Origin of the sequence: Rhizobium sp. CG5 (assembly GCF_023701945.1) — a bacterium.
In the GTDB taxonomy this organism is placed as follows: Bacteria; Pseudomonadota; Alphaproteobacteria; order Rhizobiales; family Rhizobiaceae; genus Allorhizobium.
Map to the genome: position 1 here is coordinate 518,394 of NZ_JABAEF010000001.1, position 21,030 is coordinate 539,423.

General features: G+C 61.4%; 18 protein-coding genes. 13 read left to right on the forward strand and 5 right to left on the reverse strand.

Annotated elements, in window-relative coordinates; translation table 11 throughout:
• Positions 1 to 34: 34 nt before the first annotated feature.
• Positions 35 to 703, forward strand: a complete 669-nt coding sequence (locus tag HGO38_RS02560; protein WP_250954339.1) for a TetR family transcriptional regulator C-terminal domain-containing protein — start codon at positions 35 to 37, stop codon at positions 701 to 703.
• Between the two features lie 27 nt (positions 704 to 730).
• The gene (locus tag HGO38_RS02565) at positions 731 to 1,813 is read left to right on the forward strand and encodes an extracellular solute-binding protein (protein ID WP_250954340.1); all 1,083 of its coding nucleotides are present in this window, start codon (positions 731 to 733) and stop codon (positions 1,811 to 1,813) included.
• A gap of 111 nt (positions 1,814 to 1,924) precedes the next feature.
• On the opposite strand, the gene HGO38_RS02570 is transcribed toward HGO38_RS02565, so the two are convergent.
• Both HGO38_RS02570 and HGO38_RS31105 read right to left on the reverse strand, forming a co-directional pair.
• Positions 1,925 to 2,845: a response regulator transcription factor gene (locus tag HGO38_RS02570; protein ID WP_250954341.1), complete on the reverse strand. Its 921-nt coding sequence runs from the start codon at positions 2,843 to 2,845 to the stop codon at positions 1,925 to 1,927.
• On the reverse strand, positions 2,838 to 6,215 hold the full coding sequence (locus HGO38_RS31105) for a hybrid sensor histidine kinase/response regulator (protein ID WP_250954342.1): 3,378 nt from the start codon (positions 6,213 to 6,215) through the stop codon (positions 2,838 to 2,840). Before HGO38_RS31105 ends, HGO38_RS02570 begins: the two co-directional genes overlap by 8 nt.
• Positions 6,216 to 6,547: 332 nt before the next feature.
• Here HGO38_RS31105 and urtA point away from each other — a divergent pair, with 332 nt between their 5' ends.
• The 7 genes from urtA (at position 6,548) to HGO38_RS02610 (ending at position 13,131) form a co-directional block, all read left to right on the forward strand.
• The gene (urtA, locus tag HGO38_RS02580) at positions 6,548 to 7,810 is read left to right on the forward strand and encodes an urea ABC transporter substrate-binding protein (protein ID WP_250954343.1); all 1,263 of its coding nucleotides are present in this window, start codon (positions 6,548 to 6,550) and stop codon (positions 7,808 to 7,810) included.
• A 78-nt stretch (positions 7,811 to 7,888) separates the two neighbouring features.
• On the forward strand, positions 7,889 to 8,815 hold the full coding sequence (gene urtB / locus HGO38_RS02585; RefSeq protein ID WP_250954344.1) for an urea ABC transporter permease subunit UrtB: 927 nt from the start codon (positions 7,889 to 7,891) through the stop codon (positions 8,813 to 8,815).
• 11 nt (positions 8,816 to 8,826) lie between these two features.
• The gene (urtC, locus tag HGO38_RS02590) at positions 8,827 to 9,954 is read left to right on the forward strand and encodes an urea ABC transporter permease subunit UrtC (RefSeq protein WP_250954345.1); all 1,128 of its coding nucleotides are present in this window, start codon (positions 8,827 to 8,829) and stop codon (positions 9,952 to 9,954) included.
• An 11-nt stretch (positions 9,955 to 9,965) separates the two neighbouring features.
• On the forward strand, positions 9,966 to 10,724 hold the full coding sequence (gene urtD, locus HGO38_RS02595; RefSeq protein WP_250954346.1) for an urea ABC transporter ATP-binding protein UrtD: 759 nt from the start codon (positions 9,966 to 9,968) through the stop codon (positions 10,722 to 10,724).
• A 9-nt stretch (positions 10,725 to 10,733) separates the two neighbouring features.
• Entirely contained in the window at positions 10,734 to 11,423 is a 690-nt protein-coding gene (gene urtE / locus HGO38_RS02600) for an urea ABC transporter ATP-binding subunit UrtE (protein WP_250954347.1), read from the forward strand.
• Positions 11,424 to 11,494: 71 nt separating this feature from the next.
• Entirely contained in the window at positions 11,495 to 12,727 is a 1,233-nt protein-coding gene (gene fmdA / locus HGO38_RS02605; protein WP_250954348.1) for a formamidase, read from the forward strand.
• Between the two features lie 68 nt (positions 12,728 to 12,795).
• A complete protein-coding gene (locus HGO38_RS02610) occupies positions 12,796 to 13,131 on the forward strand; it encodes an FmdB family zinc ribbon protein (protein WP_250954349.1) in 336 nt (111 codons plus the stop codon).
• 27 nt (positions 13,132 to 13,158) lie between these two features.
• Here HGO38_RS02610 and HGO38_RS02615 read toward each other — a convergent pair whose 3' ends face one another.
• Genes HGO38_RS02615 through HGO38_RS02625 form a run of 3 tightly spaced genes read right to left on the reverse strand, consistent with a single transcriptional unit; the run spans position 13,159 to position 16,907 of the window.
• Entirely contained in the window at positions 13,159 to 14,634 is a 1,476-nt protein-coding gene (locus tag HGO38_RS02615; RefSeq protein WP_250954350.1) for an aldehyde dehydrogenase family protein, read from the reverse strand.
• Positions 14,635 to 14,686: 52 nt separating this feature from the next.
• The gene (locus tag HGO38_RS02620) at positions 14,687 to 15,955 is read right to left on the reverse strand and encodes a glycosyltransferase (RefSeq protein WP_250954351.1); all 1,269 of its coding nucleotides are present in this window, start codon (positions 15,953 to 15,955) and stop codon (positions 14,687 to 14,689) included.
• Positions 15,956 to 15,974: 19 nt separating this feature from the next.
• Positions 15,975 to 16,907 (reverse strand): GntR family transcriptional regulator, encoded by a 933-nt coding sequence (locus tag HGO38_RS02625; RefSeq protein ID WP_250954352.1) that lies wholly within the window; start codon positions 16,905 to 16,907, stop codon positions 15,975 to 15,977.
• 213 nt (positions 16,908 to 17,120) lie between these two features.
• Here HGO38_RS02625 and HGO38_RS02630 point away from each other — a divergent pair, with 213 nt between their 5' ends.
• From HGO38_RS02630 to HGO38_RS02645, 4 genes are all read left to right on the forward strand, one after another.
• Positions 17,121 to 18,191 (forward strand): polyamine ABC transporter substrate-binding protein, encoded by a 1,071-nt coding sequence (locus HGO38_RS02630; protein WP_250954353.1) that lies wholly within the window; start codon positions 17,121 to 17,123, stop codon positions 18,189 to 18,191.
• A 129-nt stretch (positions 18,192 to 18,320) separates the two neighbouring features.
• Positions 18,321 to 19,184, forward strand: a complete 864-nt coding sequence (locus HGO38_RS02635) for an ABC transporter permease (protein WP_250954354.1) — start codon at positions 18,321 to 18,323, stop codon at positions 19,182 to 19,184.
• A complete protein-coding gene (locus HGO38_RS02640) occupies positions 19,181 to 19,969 on the forward strand; it encodes an ABC transporter permease (RefSeq protein WP_250954355.1) in 789 nt (262 codons plus the stop codon). The genes HGO38_RS02635 and HGO38_RS02640 overlap by 4 nt, the downstream gene beginning before the upstream one ends.
• Entirely contained in the window at positions 19,966 to 21,024 is a 1,059-nt protein-coding gene (locus HGO38_RS02645; protein WP_250954356.1) for an ABC transporter ATP-binding protein, read from the forward strand. Before HGO38_RS02640 ends, HGO38_RS02645 begins: the two co-directional genes overlap by 4 nt.
• The last annotated feature ends 6 nt before the right edge of the window (positions 21,025 to 21,030 follow it).

The following is a 21,030-nucleotide window of genomic DNA, read 5'->3' on the forward strand; positions in this document are numbered from 1 at the left end:
CGCTGGCCTTCACGCTCACGACTGGACACATGGCATGAAATCGACAAACGCTCCCGCCGATGGGGTCGCGCCTGGCGACAGGAAAGGCCGCAAGGCCTCCAAGGAAACCCGCCAGCTGCAACTGATCGAGGCAACGATCGATTCGCTGGCCAAGCGGGGTTATGCCGAGACGACGCTTGCCAATGTGGCCGATGGCGCCGGACTGTCGCGCGGCATCGTCAACTTCCATTTCGAAAGCAAGGAACGGCTGTTGATCGCCACCCTGCAGTCGATGGCGGACGAATATTCGGCCCATTGGATGGGCGCCTACGAGAAGGCCGGCCCGTCGTTTGCCGCCAGGCTCTGGGCGCTGGTGGCGGCGGATTTCGACCGAAAGATTACCACGCGGCGCAAGCTGGCGGCCTGGTGCGCGTTCTGGGGGGAGGCGAAGTCGCGGCCCACCTATCAGGCGCTGTGCGGCGCGCGGGACGCCCGTTACCAGCAACTGTTCGAGGAACTGGTGACGGGACTGAAGGCGGAGGGCGCCTATGGCTTCGAGCCGAAGGCGACGACGCTGTCCCTTTGCGCCATGCTCGAAGGCCTCTGGTGGCGGCTGATGATGAGTGACGGGCTGACGCGCGAAGAGGCGCACGCGGCGGCCATCGAATTTCTGGTGGGTCTTTTCCCGCGGCACATGAGCCGCGAAGGCCCCAACACACCCTAAAAACCCCCTGATCAAGGAGACCCGGCCATGAAGCTTGAAACTGCAAAACGACTGTCTGTTCTGTCCGTCCTGCTGTCTGGTCTCCTGGCCGGTGTCGCGCCCGCAGCGATTGCCGCCGACACCATCGTCGTCTTCGACTGGGCCGGTTATGAGGATCCCGCCTTCCACCCGGCCTATACCACCCAGTTCGGGTCAGAGCCCGACTTTTCCTTCTTCGGCGACGAGGAAGAGGCGTTTCAGAAGCTGCGGTCCGGCTTCAAGGCGGATCTGGCCCATCCCTGTTCGCAGAGTGTGTCGAAGTGGCGCGAGGCCGGCCTGCTGGAACCGCTCGACACGTCCAAGCTCGCCCACTGGAACGACGTTCTGCCCGGCATCAAGACGATGAAGGGCCTGATGACATCGGCCGACGGAACGGCCTATTTCCTGCCCTTCGAGTGGGGCAATACGGTGCTGACCTATCGCACCGACACGGTGAAGCCGGAGGATGTGTCGTCGCTCAAGGCCTTCGCCGATCCGAAGTTCAAGGACCGCGTCTCGATCGGCGACAATGTCGACGATGCTTATGCGCTGGCAAGCCTTGCCATCGGCGTCAAGGACTGGACGACGCTGACGGATGCGCAGTTCCAGCAGGCCTCCGACTTCCTGCGCGCCGTGCACAAGAATGTCCGGCTCTACTGGACCGACAATACCGATCTGAGCCAGGCGATCGCCGGCGGCGAGGTGGATCTGGCCTGGGCCTGGAACGAGACCGCCACCACGCTGACCGCCGACGGCGTGCCGGTGGCGATGAACAAGGATGCGGCGGAAGGCCTTTCCACCTGGGTCTGCGGCTATGTCCGGCTGAAGGGGGCGGCCGGCAGCGAGGAGCAGCAATATGCCTTCCTCAACGCCATCACCGATCCCTCGATCAGCGCCTATATGGTGGAAAGCTGGGGCTATGGCCATTCCAATGCCAAAGGCATGGCTGCGGTGGACCCCACCGTCCTGGCGGGCAAGGGCTTTGTCGATGTGGACAGGTTCACCGCCAATACCCTGTTCCAGTCCCCCCTGCCGACCGACCTGCGGCAGCGGATGATCGCGGAATTCGAGAAGATCAAGTCCGGCTACTGAGCCCCGACGCAGTCCGTCTGCCAAACACCGCAGGATGCGCCAGGTTTTCGCCACGCGTCCTGCGCCTCTACAGCCGCAGTGGCCCGCGCCGTATGTTACGCAGTGATGGTATCACTCTCGCCACAGGACCCGAACCGCAAGCGTTGCGGCAGAGGTTCGCTTCTCGACGGCGAGCTTGTTGAAGATCTGCTCCATGTGCTTGTTCACCGTGCGCGGCGACATTTCGAGGATATCGGCGATCTCCTTGTTGGATTTGCCATGGGCCACCCAGAGAAGCACTTCGGCCTCGCGCAGCGTCAGGCCGAAGGCCCGCGCCAATTGCTCCTCGTCGGCACCGCGGTGGCGGTCGATGAGCCGCAGCAGGATCTCGTCGTTCTGACCATCCGAAAGGCGGCGGAATTCGATGTCATGGCCGAGCCTGGCATAGTGAAAGACATTGGCATTGCCGCCTTGTTCCGTCACGGATCCTTCGCTTAGCCAGGACAGGATCTCCAGCGGCAGGTAGCTGTTGGTGTCTGAGCGGATGCCGACTTTCATCAGGAGATCGGCAGCCTGCGGCGTCGACCAGGCAATCAGGCCGTTGCTGTCGCAGGCGACCATCCAGCGGCCGGTCGAATCCAGTGCATAGCGGGCCGAGCGCGCCCGTCTCGCATTGCTCAGATGCACCCGCATGCGGGCAAACAACTGGTCGAGGCGTATCGGCTTGCTGACAAAGTCGACACCGCCGGCGGCCAGCGCTTTGACGACATGTTCGTTCTCATTATAGCCGGTCATGAAGATGACAGGCAGATCTTCGAAGCCCCGCGCCGCCTTGAGGATCTTGCAGGTATCGAAACCATCCAGGCCCGGCATCATCGCATCCATCAAGACGATATCGGGCGCCTTGGAGTTCGCCATCGAGATGGCATTGCGGCCGCTGGTGGAGGTATGCACCTCCAGTCCTTCCAGACTGAGCGCATCGGCCAGCATGGCCAGGGCCTCGTTCGAGTCGTCGACAATCAGCACGCTGTTACCGTCGAAGGGATCAGGCATGGTTTTGGGTACCCTCGATAATGGCTAGAAACTCGCGGAGGCGGTAATTGGTGGCCAGATGACGCATGTGTTTGCAGAACGGTTCGGTCTGCGGCGCCGAGATCTCCAGGTCATTCAGCATCGCCTCGATGGATCGCACGAAGCCCGTCGCGCCCAGCGTCCTCAGTTGCCGCAGCTTCTGCGGGGCCGGCAGTTCCTCCGGCCGGAAAACGGGTTGCGGTTGGGCTTCGATGTGGATCCCGTCATCCAGGATCCAGGTCAGGGGGATCAGGGTGGCCAGGCGCTCGAACAGTTCCTCAAAACCGAAGGGTTTGATCAGATAGGAATCAAAGAGTTCGGCATATTCCGGGTTTGTCCGCTCGTTGCCGGCATCGGCCGAGAGGATGAGGATCGGCAGGTCGCGACCGTGACGCTGCCGGATGCGTTTGGCGACTTCCCAGCCGGACATGATGGGCATGCCGATGTCCAGGATGACGATGTCCGGACGGTTGAGCGCCAGTGTCGAAAGGCAGGCGGGACCGTCATTGACGGCGACCACCGAAAAGCCGAGCGGCGTCAGGACTTCCTCCATCAGGGCGCGCTGCGTGGCGTCGTCATCGGCGACCAGAACGGTTTTTCGACGCCCCTCGTATCCGGCAACGGCAAGGGCTGGTGCTGCCATGTCCTCGGGGCGTTGGGCTTCCGACAGCATCAGGCGGATCGAGAAATGCGTGCCCTTGCCGAAGTTGCTGGTCAGCTTGAGTTCGCCGCCCATGATGTCGACCAGCAGCTTGGTGATCGTCAAGCCAAGACCGGTTCCCGGCGGTTGCGCCTGGTCGCCCGGCTGCTCGGCGCGCTCGAAAGGCAGGAATATCCGGTCGAGATCCCGCTTGCGGATACCCACGCCGGTATCCTCGATATCGAATTTGGCGACCTGGCCGCGATAGGCAAGCGTGAAGCAGACCTGTCCCTGCTGGGTAAACTTGATGGCGTTCGACAGCAGGTTGATCAGGACCTGCCGCAACCGCTTCTCGTCCGTATAGACGTAATCGGGAATGGCGGAGGTGGCGCGGAACTCGAAGCCGATGCCTTTGGCCTGCGCCTGCAGGCTGAACATGTCGACGATCTGGTCGAGGAAGGGGCCAAGGGCGATCTTGTGGCGATAGATTTCGAGCTTGCCGGCCTCGATCTTGGATATGTCCAGCAGCCCCTCGATCATATCGGCCAGGTGCTCGCCACTGCGCTTGATGGTGCGCGCGGCATTGTGGACGACGTTGGGCAGGCCCTGCTGGCGCTCCAGCACCTGGGCATAGCCGAGGATCGCCGTCAGCGGTGTGCGCAATTCATGGCTGAGGCCGACCACATATTTGCTCTTGGCAAGGTTTGCGGATTGCGCCGCTTCCATGGCCTTTTGCAATTGGCGGTCGGTCGCCTCATGGGCGGTGATTTCGTCAAGCAGCAAACGGGTATGACGTCGGGCTTCCTCCTCGGCGAAGTCCCGGCTTTCCTGGGCCAGGACGAAGAGCCATGTGACGATGCCGGCCAGAATGAAGAGGATGATGTAGAGCTTCCACAGCTCGAAACCGATCAGCTCGGAGCTTGCCGGGTGCTCGATCGTGCTTTGGAAATGGATCAGGAAAAAGACACTGCCCATGAAGGCGTTCACGACCGAAAAGAGGGCGAGGTAGCGCATGACGCTGCCATGCAGCACGTTTGCCAGTCTTGTGGGTAGCCAGCGACCGGCAAACGAGCGGACTTGCTGGCTGAGCTGCGCATCCGTCTTGCACAGGTCGTGGCAGCGGGCGTCGAGCGAGCAGCACAGCGAGCAGATCGGCCCGGAATAGACCGGGCAATGGGCCATGTCCTCCCTGTCGAAGCGCAGCTCGCAGATCGCGCATCCGGCGTGACCTCTGGCGTCGCTGTGGACGCTGCTGGTTCTGGCGATGTAATAACGGCCTTGCGTCGCCTTGGCGATGAGGGGGACCAGAAGGAAGGGCAGGACCAGGGCGAGATAGACGTAAATCTTGCTCAACAACTCGCCCATCAGGCCGCCATAGGCAGCAAATGCGGCAAAGACCGCGATGGTCATGGAGCCGAAGCCGACCGGATTGATGTCGTAGAGGTGCGCCCGCTTGAATTCGATGATCGGCGGCGACAGGCCCAGCGGCTTGGCGATCAGCAGGTCGGCGGCAATCGAGGCCGTCCAGGCAATGGCGACGATCGAGTAAAGACCAAGCACCGTCTCCAGCGCCTTGTAGATGCCGAATTCCATCAGCAGCAGGCCGATCAGCACATTGAAGACCAGCCAGACGACGCGGCCGGGATGGCTATGGGTGAGGCGCGAAAAGAAGTTCGACCAGGCGATCGATCCCGCATAGGTGTTGGTGACGTTGATCTTCACCTGGCAGATCACGACAAATAGTCCGGTCACGCCGAGGGCCAGTTCGGGGGAGACGAGCATCTGGCTGAAGACCGTCAGATACATTTGCGTCGGATCCGATGCATCCGCGAAGGCGACGCCATTGCGGAAGGCATAGTAGGCCAGAAACGAGCCGGCGAAGATTTTCAGACCGCCTATGACGACCCATCCCGGTCCGGAGCTTAGCAGCGCAAACCACCATTTGATCCGGTTTTCCTTGGTCTTGCGGGGCAGGAACCGCAGATAGTCGACCTGTTCGCCGATCTGGGCTGCCAGCGAAAACACCACCGCCGAGCAAAGGCCGAACAGGTGGATGTCGACACTGCGGTCGACGGGTCCGAGCAGGCCGGTATAGCCCGTCCAATCTCGCACCGGCTCAAGGCCGTGCGCCGCAATGAAGACGAAGGGAGCCAGTTGCAAGACCACCCAGAACGGTTGGGTCCAGGCCTGGAAACGGCTGATGAAGGTCACGCCGTGGGTGACGAGCGGGATGATGGCGACGGCGCTGACGATATAGCCGATGGTCAGCGGCAGGCCGGTGACCAGTTCGAGCGCCTTGGCGATGATGGCCGCTTCGATGGCGAAGAACAGGAAGGTGAAGCTGGCATAGATCAGCGAGGTCACGGTTGAGCCGAGATAGCCGAAGCCGGCGCCGCGCGTCAGAAGATCGATATCGACGCCATAGCGGGCGGCGTTATAGGCAATCGGAATGCCGATCACCAGCATCACCGAACAGGCAACGATAATGGCCAGGGCTGCGTTGGTGAAACCATAGTTCAGCGTGATCGCTCCGCCGATGGCCTCGAGCGCCAGGAAGGAGATGGCGCCGATGGCGGTATTGGCGATCCGGCCGGGCGAAAATCGCCGCACCTCATGGGCTGTGAACCTGAGGGCGTAGTCCTCCAAAGTCTGGTTGGCGACCCATCGATTATAGGTCCGCCGAATCCTGGGAATTCGCTCGGCCTGGTTCACACATCCCCCTCTATCGCGTCGATCAGACGCCGCTTTGACCCCGTCCCCCGGGATTGCGTAAGCAATTTCCGTACCAGCCAAGCAGGCGACTTCTTTTTGTCCGCTGTTTTGATCCTGCAGGGCAAATGCCCTGATCGGGCAAGTGATTGGTGCTGCTTGTTTTCTCAGTCGTTCCACCGCTCTTGATGCTGACAGTACGGGACAAAGACCCGGGTGGATATACGTCAAATGCTCCATTGTTGCGTCGCACAATTTGCGGCGAGGTTAGCGTCAGTTGCCCGGGACCACTGCAGCCACGCTTCCATCTTTCAAAACAATGAAGAGGCACCGCCATGTCTGACGACACTCCGTTTTCTTCGACGCGCATCAGTCGCCGAGCCCTGCTTGCAGGGGCGGCGTCGATCCCGCTTCTTGCTGCCCTGAACGCTCCAGCAATCGCCCAAAGCCTGCCGACCGCCGTCGTCAATACGACGGGGCTCGCGGTCACCGACGACACCGTCAAAGTCGGCATTCTTCACTCCGTGACGGGGACGATGTCGATCTCCGAAACCGGATCGGTCCAGGCGGAAAAGCTGGCGATCGAGCAGATCAACGCCAGCGGCGGCATCCTTGGCCGCAAGATCGAGGTCATCCAGGAGGATGGCGCTTCGGACTGGCCGACCTTTGCCGAAAAGGCGAAGAAGCTGCTGGTCGAAGACAAGGTTGCCTCCGTGTTCGGATGCTGGACCTCGGCATCGCGCAAGGCCGTTTTGCCGGTCTTCGAGCAGTATAACGGCATGCTCTACTATCCGACCTTCTATGAGGGTCTGGAGGAATCCCCCAACGTGATCTACACCGGCCAGGAGGCCACCCAGCAGATTCTCGCCGGTATCGACTGGGTCGTGAAGGAAAAGGGCGCCAAAAGCTTCTATCTGCTCGGCTCCGACTATATCTGGCCGCGGACCTCCAACAAGATCGCCCGCAAGCACATCGAGAAGCTCGGCCTTCAGGTCGTCGGCGAGGAATATTATCCGCTCGGCCATACCCAGTTCAACTCGGTCATCAACAAGATCAAGCTGAAGAAGCCCGACGTGATCTATGCGATCGTTGTCGGTGGTTCGAACGTGGCTTTCTACAAGCAGCTGAAAGCGGCCGGTATCGACATGACCAAGGAAAAGCCGCTGCTTCTGACCATTTCGGTCACCGAAGATGAAATCCTTGGCATCGGCGGTGAAAAAATGGTCGGCGCCTATGCCGCCATGAAATATTTTCAGAGCCTGCCGAACGACAACAACAAGGCCTTCGTCGCCGAGTTCAAGAAGATGTGGGGCGACAATATCGTCATCGGCGATGTCACCCAGGCCGCCTATCTCGGACCATGGCTGTGGAAGGCCGCGGTGGAAAAGGCCGGGTCCTTCGACATCGACAAGATCCGCGCCGCATCGCCCGGCATCGAGCTGACCACGGCCCCCGAAGGCTATGTGAAGATCCACGAAAACCATCACCTCTGGTCGAAGACCCGCATCGGCCATGCCCGCGCCGACGGCCAGTATGACCTGGTCTACGAGACGGCCGAGCTGATGGAGCCGGATCCGTTCCCGGAAGGCTATCAATAAGCATCGATCTGCGCTCGGGGCCGGTTTCGGCCGGCCCCCTTTTTCCCGACCCCATCCCGGTGCTTACGAGGTCACACGATGATCGGCGACTATACCTATAGCGAGTTCTTTTCGATCCTGGCCATGCAGGGATTTGCCGGCCTAATCCTGTTTTCGGTCTTCGTGCTGATGGCGCTGGGATTGGCGATCATCTTCGGCCAGATGGGGGTGATCAACATGGCCCATGGGGAGTTCATGATCCTTGGGGCCTATGTCACCTATCTCTGCTCGACGCTGGTGACGGCCTATCTTCCCGGCTTCTTTCCCTATTACTTCTTCCTGGCCATGGCGCTGGCCTTTGCCGCGTCCTTTTCGCTCGGCGTTTTGGTCGAATGGGCGCTGATCCGTCATCTCTACAAGCGCCCGCTCGATACATTGCTTGCCACCTGGGGCCTCTCCCTGGTCCTGCAGCAGCTCTACCGGTCTGTTTTCGGTGCCCGTGAAGTCGGCGTGACCCTGCCGGATTGGATGATGGGTTCGGTTGTGGTCAGCGACACCATCGAAGTGCCGCTCAACGGCCTCTTCGTCATGGCCCTGACGATGATCATCTCGCTTGCCGTCTATGTCATCATGTACCGCTCGTCATGGGGCAAACGGGTTCGGGCCGTGGTGCAGAACCGGGTGATGGCCGGAGCCGTCGGCATCAACACCAAGAAGGTCGATCGCATGACCTTCGGACTTGGCTGCGGCATCGCCGGCATCGCCGGATCGGCCTTCACCATGATCGGCTCGACCGGCCCGACGGCCGGACAGCTCTACATCGTCGACACCTTTCTCGTCGTCGTCTTCGGCGGCGCGGGAAGTCTGATCGGCACGATCGCCTCCGCCTTCACCATCTCCCAGGCCCAGTCGACCATGGAATTCTTCCTCAGCGGTTCGATGGCCAAAGTCCTGACGCTGCTCACGGTCGTGGGCATCCTGATGCTGCGCCCGCAAGGCCTCTTCTCCCTCAACATCCGCCGCTAAGGAGACCTCCCATGCCCGCTGCCGGCTTCCTGTTTTCCAAGAAGGAATGGCTTTATTTCGCCCTTCTTGCCGCCTTGTTGCTCGTGGTCATGCCCCTGGCCTTCGATATCTTCCGGCTCAACCTGATCGGCAAATATCTGACCTATGCGTTCGTCGCCGTCGGCCTCGTCCTGCTGTGGGGCAATGGCGGGATCCTGAGCCTTGGCCAGAGCATTTTCTTCGGCCTTGGCGGATATTGCATGGCAATGTTCCTCAAGCTGGAGGCCTCGACGCCGGAGGCGACGAAAATCCAGTCGACACCCGGCATTCCCGACTTCATGGACTGGAACCAGATCACCGCGCTGCCTGGCTGGTGGGAACCCTTTCATTCCTTCACCTTCACGGTCTTTGCCATCATCCTGGTTCCGTCCTTCTTCGCCTTCGTCATTGCGACCGCGATGTTCAAGCGTCGGGTCGGCGGCGTCTATTTCGCCATCATCACCCAGGCCGTGGCGGCGATCCTGACCATCCTGATCATCGGCCAGCAGGGCTATACCGGCGGCGTCAACGGCATTACCGATCTTCGCACCCTGCACGGTTGGGATATCCGCACCGATAGCGCCAAGCTGATCCTCTACCTCGTCAATGCCCTGCTGCTGATCGGCGTTCTGCTGCTTGCCCAGGCGGTCCGCATCTCGAAATTCGGCCGTTTATTGATCGCCATGCGGGACCGCGAAGATCGCGTGCGCTTCTCAGGCTATGACGTCGCCAATTTCAAGATCTTCATCTTCTGCCTGGCGGCTGCGATGTCGGCGATCGGCGGAGCGATGTTCACGCTGCAGGTCGGTTTCATGTCCCCGAGCTTCGTCGGCATCGTGCCGTCGATCGAGATGGTGATCTTTGCAGCGGTTGGCGGGCGTCTGTCGCTGTTCGGTGCGATCTACGGCGCGCTGCTGGTCAATGCCGCCAAGACGAGTTTTTCCGAAAGTTTCCCCGAACTCTGGTTGTTTGCCATGGGCGGCCTGTTCATCGCCGTGGTCATGGCTTTCCCCTTCGGTCTGGCGGGAGTGGTGAAGGACCATGTCGAACCCTTCATGAGCCGAGTATGGGCAAGGCTCTTCAAGCAAGACCCCGAGCGCCAAGCGCAAGCTGCAGAATGATGGAGGGTGCCATGCACGTTAACGAGCAAGTGGCGAAGGATTTCATCCTGAGCATCGATTCTCTCACGGTTTCGTTTGATGGGTTCAAGGCGGTCAACGACCTGTCTCTCTACGTCGATGAAAACGAGATCCGGGTGATCATCGGCCCGAACGGGGCCGGCAAGACCACGGTCCTCGACCTGATCTGCGGCCGCACCAAGGCGACATCCGGCTCGATCCGCTTCGACGGGCTCGAACTGACGAAGATGCGCGAACATGAAATCGTGCATGCCGGGGTCGGCCGCAAATTTCAGAACCCGTCGATCTACGAAGACCTGACCGTCTTTGAAAACCTTGAGCTTTCCTTTCCAAGAGGCAGGTCTGTCTTCGGAGCGCTGACCTTTCGCCGCGACCGGGAGGTCATCGAGCGGGTGGAAGAGGTGGCGGAGATGATCTTTCTGAAAGAGCATCTCGCCACCGACGCGGCCATCCTCAGCCACGGCCAGAAGCAATGGCTGGAGATCGGCATGCTGCTGATCCAGAAGCCGCGCCTGCTGATGCTCGACGAGCCTGTGGCCGGTATGAGCGTCGCCGAGCGCATCAAGACCGCCGAACTGCTCAACACCATTACCAAGAACCAGTCGGTGATCGTCATCGAGCACGACATGAAATTTGTCGAGGACATAGCCCACCGGGTGACCGTCCTGCACCAGGGCAAGGTTCTGTCCGAAGGCAGCATGGAACGCGTCAAGCACGACCCCAAGGTCGTGGAAGTCTATCTGGGCCACTAGGAGGTTGCCATGCTGTCTGTCGAGAAGCTGAAGGTCAGCTATGGCCAGAGCGAAGTCATTCACGGTCTGTCCTTTGACGTGAAACCCGCCGAGATCGTCGCCATCATGGGCCGCAATGGCATGGGCAAGACGACGCTGATGAAATCGTTGATGGGCGTCATCCCTTCCGCGGGCGGTACGATCCGCATCGGCGACAATCCGGTCAGCGGGCTTGAGAGCTTCGAGCGGGTCGAGAAGGGCCTTGCTTACGTACCGCAGGGTCGGATGATCTTCTCGACGCTGACCGTCAAGGAGAACATCGAGACCGGCCTGACGGTGACCGGCGAGAAGACGGTGCCCGACCACATCTATGAACTGTTTCCCGTGCTGCTGGAGATGAAGGGCCGGCGGGGCGGCAACCTGTCCGGCGGTCAGCAGCAGCAATTGGCGATCGCCCGTGCGCTCGCCTCCAAGCCGAAAGTGCTGCTGCTCGACGAGCCGACCGAAGGCATCCAGCCGTCGATCATCAAGGAGATGGCGCGAACGCTCTGCCGCATCCGCGACGAGATGGGCCTGTCCATCGTGGTGTCGGAACAGGTGCTGAGCTTTGCGCTCGACATGGCCGACAGGGTTCTGGTGATCGAAAAAGGCGAAATCGTCCACGAGGCGCCGCGCGTCGGCCTCGATGAGGCGCGCGTGTCCAGTTTCCTCTCTGTCTGATCCCCCAATGCCGAACCATTTCCAGCTTTCATACCAAGGCACGCTTTCATACCAAGGAAGGAGCGAAAACAATGACTGATACTCTGATCAAGGTCGATCTCAGCCAATCCGCCTATAGCAATGAGAAGATCCACAATCGCTGGCATCCCGATATCCCGATGGCATGCTGGGTCGAGCCTGGCGACGATTTTCGTGTCGAGACCTATGACTGGACCGGCGGCCAGATCAAGAATGACGACGACGCGTCCGACGTGCGCGACGTCGACTTAAGCCAGGTGCATTTCCTGTCCGGGCCGATCGGCGTCAAGGGCGCTGCGCCCGGCGACCTGCTGGTCGTCGACATCCTGGATATCGGTACCTTCGACAACAGTCTCTGGGGCTTCAACGGCTTTTTCTCCAAGAAAAACGGCGGCGGCTTTCTGACCGAGCATTTCCCGGAAGCGCAGAAGTCGATCTGGGACTTCCATGGCATGTTCACCTCGTCGCGCCATGTGCCCGGCGTCAAATATGCCGGCCTCATTCATCCCGGCCTGATCGGCTGCCTGCCGGATCACAAGATGCTGGAGCTGTGGAATACCCGCGAAAAGGCCTTGTTCGATACGGATCCCGGCCGCGTGCCGGCTCTGGCGACCTTGCCCGATGGCGGACCGACGGCCCATATGGGCAGCCTGAAGGGCGAAGCGCGTGACACGGCGGCGGCCAGCGGCGCACGGACGGTGCCGCCGCGCGAACATGGCGGCAATTGCGACATCAAGGACTTGTCGCGCGGTTCGAAGGTCTATTTCCCCGTCTATGTCGATGGCGCCGGTCTTTCCATGGGCGACCTGCATTTCAGCCAGGGCGATGGCGAGATCACCTTCTGCGGGGCCATCGAAATGGCCGGCTGGCTGCATATCAAGGTGTCGCTGATCAAGGACGGCATGGCGAAATACGGCGTCAAGAACCCGATCTTCCGACCCTCGCCGATCACCCCGAAATATGACGACTACCTGATCTTCGAGGGTATTTCGGTGGATGAGGGCGGCAAGCAGCATTATCTCGACGTGCACATCGCCTATCGCCAGGCTTGCCTGAATGCCATCGAATACATGACCAAGTTCGGATACACGCGGGCCCAGGCCTATGCCATTCTCGGCACGGCGCCGGTCCAGGGGCATATTTCCGGCGTCGTCGACATTCCGAACGCCTGCGCCACCTTGTGGCTGCCGCTCGACATCTTCGAATTCGACATGAAGCCCGGCGCCGATGGGCCGAAGAAATTCCTCGACGGAACGATCGACGTGCCGCTCGCGCATGACCTTTGAGGAGGAGAGGGCGGAGTTCGTTCCGCCCTCCTTTAAATGTTCAAGGCAGACGCCAGGGATCGAAAACCATGCCGAACTATGACTTCAATTGCCCGAGCTGCGGAGGCTTCACCGAGAACCGTCCGATGTCTTTGTCCGCAGAGCCGTGCGATTGCCCGGACTGCGGAACGTCGTCACCGCGGGCGTTCTTCACCACGCCGTTCTTTGCCATGATGGATGCGGCAACACGCGCCGCGATCGGCACAAACGAGCGATCCTCGCATGCGCCAAAGACCTCAAAATCCCTGGGGCACGGTCCCGGCTGCGGCTGCTGCGGCGCGGGCGTTCAAAAATCCAAGACCTTGCTGCGGGCCGACGGGTCCAAGACCTTCCCCGCAGCCAGGCCCTGGATGATCAGCCATTGATTTCGGTCGGAACAGCCCGAGTGGCGCCTATTTGATATACCAGCCCCAGGGCTCGTCGCTCTCGAATGCGGTGATCTGCTTGACTTCCAGATAGTTGTTAAGCCCCCACCTGCCGAGTTCGCGACCGATGCCGGACTGCTTGTAGCCGCCCCACGGTGCTTCGGTGAAGGTCGGCTGCGAGCAATTGATCCAGACGATGCCGGCCCGAAAGGCGCGCGCGACGCGCTCGCAGCGCTCCCTGTCCTTCGACATGACAGCGGCGGCGAGGCCAAACCGGCTGTCATTGGCCATGCGGATCGCGTCACTCTCGTCCTTGAACGGCTTGACGCAGACCACCGGTGCGAAAATCTCCTCGCGCCAGACAAAGCTGTCTTCGTCCATGTCGGTCAGAATGGTGGGTTCGAGGAAATAGCCGGTGTCGAGACCAGAAGGGCGCTTGCCGCCGTAGGCAATGGTCGCGCCCTCCGAACGGCCGCGCTCGATCATCGCCAGCACCTTGTCATACTGTCCCTTGGAGACCAGCGGACCGAGCAGGGTGCCGTCTTCAAGGCCATCGCCGATCCGGATTTTCGCGGCCTCCGTGATCAGCCGCTCCATCAGGGCCGGATAAAGGCTTTCCTCGACCAGCACCCGCGAGGTTGCCGAGCAGACCTGGCCCTGGTTCCAGAAAATGCCGAACATGATCCATTCGACGGCCTTGTCGATATCGCTGTCGGCGAAGACCACGAAGGGCGATTTGCCGCCGAGCTCGAGACTGACATTCTTGATATCGCGGGCGGCCGCCGCCATGATTTTCGCACCGGTCGGCACCGAACCGGTAAAGGCCAGCTTGTCGACATCGGGGTGCTCGGACAGCGGCTGGCCGGCCTCCGGGCCAAGGCCGGTCACCACGTTCAATACGCCGGCCGGTAGCCCGACTTCTTCCGCTATGGCGGCCAGTTCCAGGGCGGTCAGCGGTGTCAGTTCGGACGGTTTCAGCACCATGGTGCAGCCGGCGGCCAGCGCCGGCGCGACTTTCCACGAGGCCATCAGCAGCGGATAGTTCCAGGGGATGATGGCGCCCGCCACCCCGATCGGCTCGCGCACCACTTTTGACGAAAAACGCGGTTCGGACAGCGTGATCGTCTCTTGCGGGTTGTCGTCCAGCTCTTCCGCAAGCGCCGCGTAGAAGGAGAAGCAGCCGGCGGTGTCTTCCATGTCCCAGACCGCTTCGGGCAGCGGCTTGCCATTGTCGATCACTTCAAGGCGCCCGAGTTCCTGCTTGCGCTCCAGAATCCTTTCAGCGATGGCGCGCAGATATACTGCGCGCTCGCGTCCGCTCATCCTTGGCCAGGCACCGCTGTCGAAGGCGCGCCGTGCTGCCTTGACGGCCAGGTCGATGTCTTCCGCGGTCCCGGCGGGCGCCTGGTGGATGACCTCCTCCGTCGCCGGATTGACCACGGGGAACGTGCCGCCTTTGACCGGTGAACGCCATTGACCGTCGATGAAAAGCTGATGCCGCATGTTTTCCCCTTCGTGGTTTTGGTTCTTGCAAAAGCGACGGGACGGTGCCCGGTCAACCGATCAGTGTGAGGATGGCTTCGGCGGCGCGGGTGGTGCCGGCAAAGGCCTGCATTGTCTGGGCATTGTCCTGCAGGCGCGCCTGCATGACGTGGTCGGACAGAAGCGCGCCGATGACGCCTGCCAGTTGATCGGGCGACCAGTTATAGCGGTCGAGCATGCGGCCGACGCCGGTCTCCTCGGCGCGCCGCGCGTTGTCGTGGCCATCCCAGCAATAGGGCATCACCAGCGAGGGCACGCCGTAGTAAAGCGCCTCGCAAAAGCTGTTATTGCCGCCATGGTGGATGAACAGGCTGGATTGCTCGACGACGGACGGTTGCGGGAACCAGCTGTCGAGAAAGACATTGTCCGGCACCTGAACATATTCGTCGCGCCAGTGACCGGCATTGATGAGGAAGCGATAGGGCAGGGTGGCGAACACGTCGATCATCCGCCGCAGCATGTCCACATCCATGGCGCCGAGCGAACCGAAACTGGTCAAAACGAGTGCGGCGTCGTTGTGGCTGGCAAAGCGCGGCGCCTGATAGGGCGTTTCGCGCCTGACGCAGCCATCGAGGAACACGAAACGCTGCGGATCGAGCGGCTCGGCGCGGCGGTGGCGAATGATCTGCGGTGCCAGAAGCAGGTTGAGATCCGGCGAAGCGTCAAGAAACAGTGGCGCGGCCGGTGGCTTCAGTCCGCACTCGGCCATGAAGGTGGAAAGTTTCTTGTGGGCGGCGGCCGTCACTTTGTCATAGGTCGCGGAAAAGGCCGTCCAAGCCGCACCCGGCGTCTCTGTGAGCCCCGACAGGTAGGGCGGGACGAGGGCATCGGGGATCTCTGTCTCGGCGCAGGAGACCACACGGATCCACGGCACGCCGGCAGTGGCGACAGCCGGAAACATCACCACGTTGTCGAGCACGATGGCATCCGGTTTCAGGCGGGCAAGCAATTGGCGCAGCGGCTCTTCGACGCCGATCGCCGTCTCGACGATCGCATCCCAGGTCGGACCGACATAGGAGGTCAGCTGTTCGAACGGCGTCTGCCGGAAGGCATCCTGGTGGCGGCCGATGAATTCGTTCCAGTCCGTCGTCTGGGCCGGCCCGTTGTCGCCCAGCTGGTATTCGGCAAAGCCGTATTCGGCAAAGACGCCGCTGAAACCGGGATGACAGATGAAGACGGGCCGGGCACCGAGCCGTCGCAGCTCCTGGGCGATGCCGACACAGTTGAGGGCCGCGCCGTAGCTTGCTTCGGGGAAGAGGGCAATGGTCTTTTGCGCTGTCATCACTTTGTTTTACTTGGTCTTATCGCGATACGAGCTTGAAGGCAGGGGGGACGCCGCGCCCCGCAAGGCGTGGCCTCAGCGATTGCGACAGCTGTATATGCACACGCAGGAGATCGGCGGCAAGCTCCATCTGGCCACGCTCGATCTGCTCGAGGATCTGGATATGCTCCAGATTGGATTGCATCAGCCGGTAGGTGTTGACATGGCCCGCCGCGGCATTGGCACGTCGGCGCCGGTGGTGGTTTGTCAGAGCCTCGGCCATGAACGGATTGCCGCAGCCGCGCGCCACCAGCATGTGGAAGTCGAAATCGGTGCGCTCGAACAGTTTGCGGTCGAAATCCGCCTCGCTCATGCTGCGCAGGATCAGCATGGACTGTCTGAGGGAGGTCAGCGCCGGCAAGTCTCGGCGGAACTCCGGCAAGGTCAGCGCCAGCGGTTCGGTCGCCAGGCGGAATTCGTAGGATTTGGCAACCGCATCGCTCCCCAGCGCGAACTGCTTCAACAGCCATTGCTGGCCGGCGCCGCGCTCGGCAAGATTATCTTCGGAAAGTTTTTGTAGCGCGTTTTGTACCGTCTGGCGGGAGACGTCGTAGCGGCGCTGGAGACCTGCAACGGTCTGCGCCTCGGTGATCCGCCCGGCCGACAGGTCGCGCAGGATGGCGCTGTAGACCTCTGTTTCTCCATCGTTTTCGCCGACGTCGTCAAGCCGCGCCACGGTGATCGGATCGACGGCCAGCAGAAAGCCGCCATCGGTATCGGCGGTGATCAGTGCCCGCTCCGCAAGCACCTGCAGGGCCTTGCGCACCGGCGTTCTCGAGACGTTGCAGTGGGAGGCCAGCGCCTGTTCGGCCAGCCGATCGCCCGGCGACATGCCGCGCTCGCTGGCAAAATCCAGTATTCTTTGCGCCAATTCCACATGGCGGTGATGAATGCGCCCCGGCTCTGTCGCCATGTCCCACCTGTCGTCACAAGGCCCGCATGCTGGCCTTTTCCTAGTCGTTGCGCAAGCCTTGTGTGACGGTTTTCGGTCGTGGTCGAAAAAATTCAGATTCCCTATTGACGTATTTTTTTAACAAATAATACTGTGGTGCAACGGCGACATGAGATCGGGCTACCGACGCTTCGCCGAAAGAGGTCGGAACAATCATCACAAAGGGAGAGATCCGTGCGAACCAAAAGCGGATACGCCAATACCCGTGCCTATGCCGTCCACCTGCTCGCCGCGACCATGCTCGCCGGCAGCCTTGGGGCGGCCGATGCTGCCGATCTCGTCATCTCGAACTGGGATGGCTACATGGCGAAGGATATCGCCGAGACATTCAAGGCCGCGACCGGGCTTGAGATCGAAGTGGTCAATCATGCCACCAATGAAGAAATCATGGGCAAGCTGATGGCAAGCCAGGGCAAGGGCTATGACATCGTCTTCGTGTCATCACCCTTTGCAGAGATCCTCAACCATCAGAGCCTGCTTGAGCCGCTGGACAAGGCGGCCATTCCGAACCTGGCCAATCTCTATCCGGAGGCGGCAAGTCTCGCTTATGATACGGGCAATGCCTATTCCGTGCCCTATACCTGGGGCACGACGGGCCTGTGCTACCGGTCCGATCTGGTCAAGACCGCACCGGACAGCTGGATGAACCTGCTGGCCCCGTCAGACGACATCAAGGGCAAGACGACGATGCTGGCGACCGACCGCTGGCTGATGGCGGCGGGCGAGCTTGCCAAGGGCTATTCGGTCAATGAGGCGGACCCGGCCAAGATCGCCGAGGTCAAGGACCTGCTGATCCAGGCGAAGAAGACGCTGCTCGCCTATGACGACACGACCTTCTACTCCAAGCTGGTCTCCGGCGAAGCCTTGCTGGTGCATGCCTGGGACGGCTGGTGCAACTACGGCATTACCGAGAACAAGGACATCAAGTTCGTCGTGCCGAAGGAAGGCTCCGACCTCTGGGTCGACACCATCGTGGTGATGAAGAGTTCGGAGAAGAAGGATGCGGCGATGAAGTTCATCAACTTCATCCTCGATCCCAAAAACCATGCCTGGGCCGCCCAGAACATTCTCTACAAGGTGCCGAACAAACCGGCGATGGAGAGCCTCGACAAGGCGCTGATCGAGCAATATCCGAACATGGGCATGAGCCCGGCGGAACTGACCAAGTTCGAGCTTCTGCGGGATCTGGGCGCTGCCCAGAAGGACTATTCGCGCGCCGTCAGCGAGATCAAGGCCTCCAACTAAGGCCGGCCGTCCATCGGTTTCCGATACCACCATTCGATGAGGGAGAGGTGTGTCTCCCTCATCGGCACCTCTTTGATGGCCGCGCCCATGCCCGGCCGTCACCGCAATGCCATCTCCTGGAACGCGTGCATGTCCTATCCATCCGCCCGATCGAACCTGCTCGCCGCGCCGGCCATTGCCTGGCTGGTCGCGTTCATGGTGGTGCCATGCCTGCTGATCCTCTCCTACGCCTTTTTCGAGCGCGGCGTGTGGGGCGGCATCGAGTATACGATCACGTTCGAGAATTTTGCCCGCGTCGTCGATCCGCTCTATGCCAAGATTTTTCTGACATCGGCGCGCATTGCCGGTCTCGCCACGTTGCTGGCCATCCTGATCGCCTATCCGGCGGCCTATGCGATCAGCCGGGCGCCACGGCTGCGCCAGCCCATGCTGCTGTTCTTTGCGGTTCTGCCGTTCTGGAGCAATTACCTGATCCGCACCTATGCCTGGATGGTACTGCTCAACCGCGAGGGCCTGATCAACAATCTGCTGCGCTGGTTCGGCTACCAGGGCGAACCGCTGTCGCTGCTTTATACAGAGGGCGCGGTGATCGTCGGTCTCGTCTACAACTATCTTCCCTTCGTGATCCTCGCCATCTATTCGTCCCTGTCGCGGCTCAATCCGGAACTGGGGGAGGCGTCGCGCGATCTTGGCGGCGGGCCGATCCGGACCTTCTGGCGCGTCACGCTGCCGCTCACCCTGCCGGGCGTGGCGGCCGGCGGCGTCTTCGTCTTCGTGCTGTCGATCGGCAATTTCGTGACGCCGGCGCTGCTTGGCGGCGGCCGTTTCCAGATGATCGGCAATGTCGTCTACGACCAGTTCCTGAGCGCCAATGACTGGCCGTTCGGTGCAGCGCTCGGCCTGGTGCTGATCGTCCTGATGATCCTTCTTTTGATGCTGCAGGCCCGGGCGACGGCCCATGCCAGCGGCGATCGGGCGAGGGCAGAGGCATGAGCGCGGCAAGACCTTCCCGCCTGCAGGGCCGCATTGTCCTTTTCGCCGTGTTCGGCTTTCTCTACCTGCCGATCGCGGTGCTGGTGGCGCTGTCGTTCAACGAGGCGGGCCTGCCGACAAGCTGGTCGGGCTTTTCGTTCAAATGGTACGCAGCCCTTGCCGGCAATGGCGAGATCCTGGGTGCTGCCTGGAACACGTTGGTGGTTGCCGTGTTTGCGACGCTGATCGCGACGGTGCTTGGAACCCTGCTGGCACTCGGCATGGAAACCCGGCGGCGCAAGAGTACCGGGCTCGAGGCGCTGGCCTTTGCGCCGATGGTCATTCCCGACATCGTGCTGGCGGTGGCGCTGCTCACCTTCTTCTCGCTTTTGAACGTGACGCTTGGCCTGCACACGATCATCATCAGCCATGTGATCTTTGATCTGGCCTTCGTCAGTTCGGTGGTCAGGGCGCGGCTCAAGCATTTCGACTATTCGATCGTCGAGGCCTCGCGCGATCTCGGCGCCTCCGGCTGGACGACGTTCTGGCGCATCACCTTTCCGGTGCTGCTGCCGGCGATCATTGCCGGTGGCCTGCTCGCCTTCACGCTGTCGGTTGACGAGTTCATCATCGCCTTCTTCACCGCCGGCGCCGGACGCTCCTCGATCACCCTGCCGATCCAGATCTATTCGATGATCCGGTTTGGCATCACCCCGGAAATCAATGCCCTTGCCACCGTCGTCATGGGGGTCAGCGCGCTGGCGCTGCTCCTGTCCCAGTGGCTCAACAAAGAACAGATGCCATGACCGACCCGTCCCTTGCCCATGAGCCGATCCTGGCGATCGACGCTCTCCACAAGAGCTTTGGTCCGGTGACCGCCGTCGATCACGTGTCGCTGGACATCCGCCGGAACGAATTCTTCGCGCTGCTGGGGCCCTCCGGCTGCGGCAAGACCACGCTTTTGCGCATGCTGGCCGGCTTCGAGACGCCGAGCGGTGGGCGTATCCTGCTGGACGGTCGCGACATCTCCAACCTGCCGCCGGAAAAGCGGCCGCTCAACCTGATGTTCCAGTCCTATGCTCTTTTCCCGCACATGACGGTCGCCAAAAACCTCGCCTATGGGCTGGAGATGGACCGCTTGCCGAAGGCCGAGATTGCCCGGCGCGTCGAGGAGATCATGGCGGTGACTGATCTCGGTCCGTTTGCCGGCCGCAAGCCCGAGCAATTGTCGGGCGGGCAGAAGCAGCGCGTCGCGCTCGCCCGTGCGCTGGTCAAGCGGCCGAAGGTGCTGCTGCTCGACGAGCCGCTGGGCGCGCTCGACAAGAAGCTGCGCGAGCGCATGCAACTGGAACTGAAGCGTCTCCAGCACGAGGTCGGCATCACCTTCATCATCGTCACCCACGATCAGGAAGAGGCGCTGGTCATGGCAGACCGCATGGCGATCCTGAAAGACGGCCGGCTGCTGCAATGCGGCTCGCCTGAGGAGGTCTACGAGGCGCCGGCCGACCGCTTCGTTGCCAATTTCATCGGCGTGATGAATTTCATCGACGGTGTCGTCGGGCAGGACGGCATTTTCAGCGCCTCGGGGCTGAGCCTGTCGGTGAAAACCGATATCCGCGGTCCGGCAACGCTGGCCGTCCGGCCGGAAAACATCGCGGTGGCGACCAGCGGCGAAGGGATCCCGGGCACGATCGTCGACATGGCCTATCACGGTCTCGACCGGGTTTTGCATGTCAGGATCGCTGCCAGCGAGACGCCGCTCCAGGTCAGGGTGCCGGCCAATGCCGCCGTGCCGCACACGGTCGGCGACGCCTTCCATCTGTCGATCGATCCGGATCGCATCCGTCTCTTCAAGGCTTGAGAACAA

Bases quoted from the DNA above. Each gene is read 5' to 3' on its own strand.
- urtB (WP_250954344.1), top strand. From the start codon at position 7,889: ATGATCGGCGACTATACCTATAGCGAGTTCTTTTCGATCCTGGCCATG.
- HGO38_RS02635 (WP_250954354.1), top strand. From the start codon at position 18,321: ATGTCCTATCCATCCGCCCGATCGAACCTGCTCGCCGCGCCGGCCATT.
- HGO38_RS02620 (WP_250954351.1), bottom strand. From the start codon at position 15,955: ATGACAGCGCAAAAGACCATTGCCCTCTTCCCCGAAGCAAGCTACGGC.
- HGO38_RS02640 (WP_250954355.1), top strand. From the start codon at position 19,181: ATGAGCGCGGCAAGACCTTCCCGCCTGCAGGGCCGCATTGTCCTTTTC.
- fmdA (WP_250954348.1), top strand. From the start codon at position 11,495: ATGACTGATACTCTGATCAAGGTCGATCTCAGCCAATCCGCCTATAGC.
- HGO38_RS02645 (WP_250954356.1), top strand. From the start codon at position 19,966: ATGACCGACCCGTCCCTTGCCCATGAGCCGATCCTGGCGATCGACGCT.
- HGO38_RS02610 (WP_250954349.1), top strand. From the start codon at position 12,796: ATGCCGAACTATGACTTCAATTGCCCGAGCTGCGGAGGCTTCACCGAG.
- urtC (WP_250954345.1), top strand. From the start codon at position 8,827: ATGCCCGCTGCCGGCTTCCTGTTTTCCAAGAAGGAATGGCTTTATTTC.
- urtD (WP_250954346.1), top strand. From the start codon at position 9,966: ATGCACGTTAACGAGCAAGTGGCGAAGGATTTCATCCTGAGCATCGAT.
- urtE (WP_250954347.1), top strand. From the start codon at position 10,734: ATGCTGTCTGTCGAGAAGCTGAAGGTCAGCTATGGCCAGAGCGAAGTC.
- urtA (WP_250954343.1), top strand. From the start codon at position 6,548: ATGTCTGACGACACTCCGTTTTCTTCGACGCGCATCAGTCGCCGAGCC.
- HGO38_RS02615 (WP_250954350.1), bottom strand. From the start codon at position 14,634: ATGCGGCATCAGCTTTTCATCGACGGTCAATGGCGTTCACCGGTCAAA.
- HGO38_RS02565 (WP_250954340.1), top strand. From the start codon at position 731: ATGAAGCTTGAAACTGCAAAACGACTGTCTGTTCTGTCCGTCCTGCTG.
- HGO38_RS02625 (WP_250954352.1), bottom strand. From the start codon at position 16,907: ATGGCGACAGAGCCGGGGCGCATTCATCACCGCCATGTGGAATTGGCG.
- HGO38_RS02570 (WP_250954341.1), bottom strand. From the start codon at position 2,845: ATGCCTGATCCCTTCGACGGTAACAGCGTGCTGATTGTCGACGACTCG.
- HGO38_RS02560 (WP_250954339.1), top strand. From the start codon at position 35: ATGAAATCGACAAACGCTCCCGCCGATGGGGTCGCGCCTGGCGACAGG.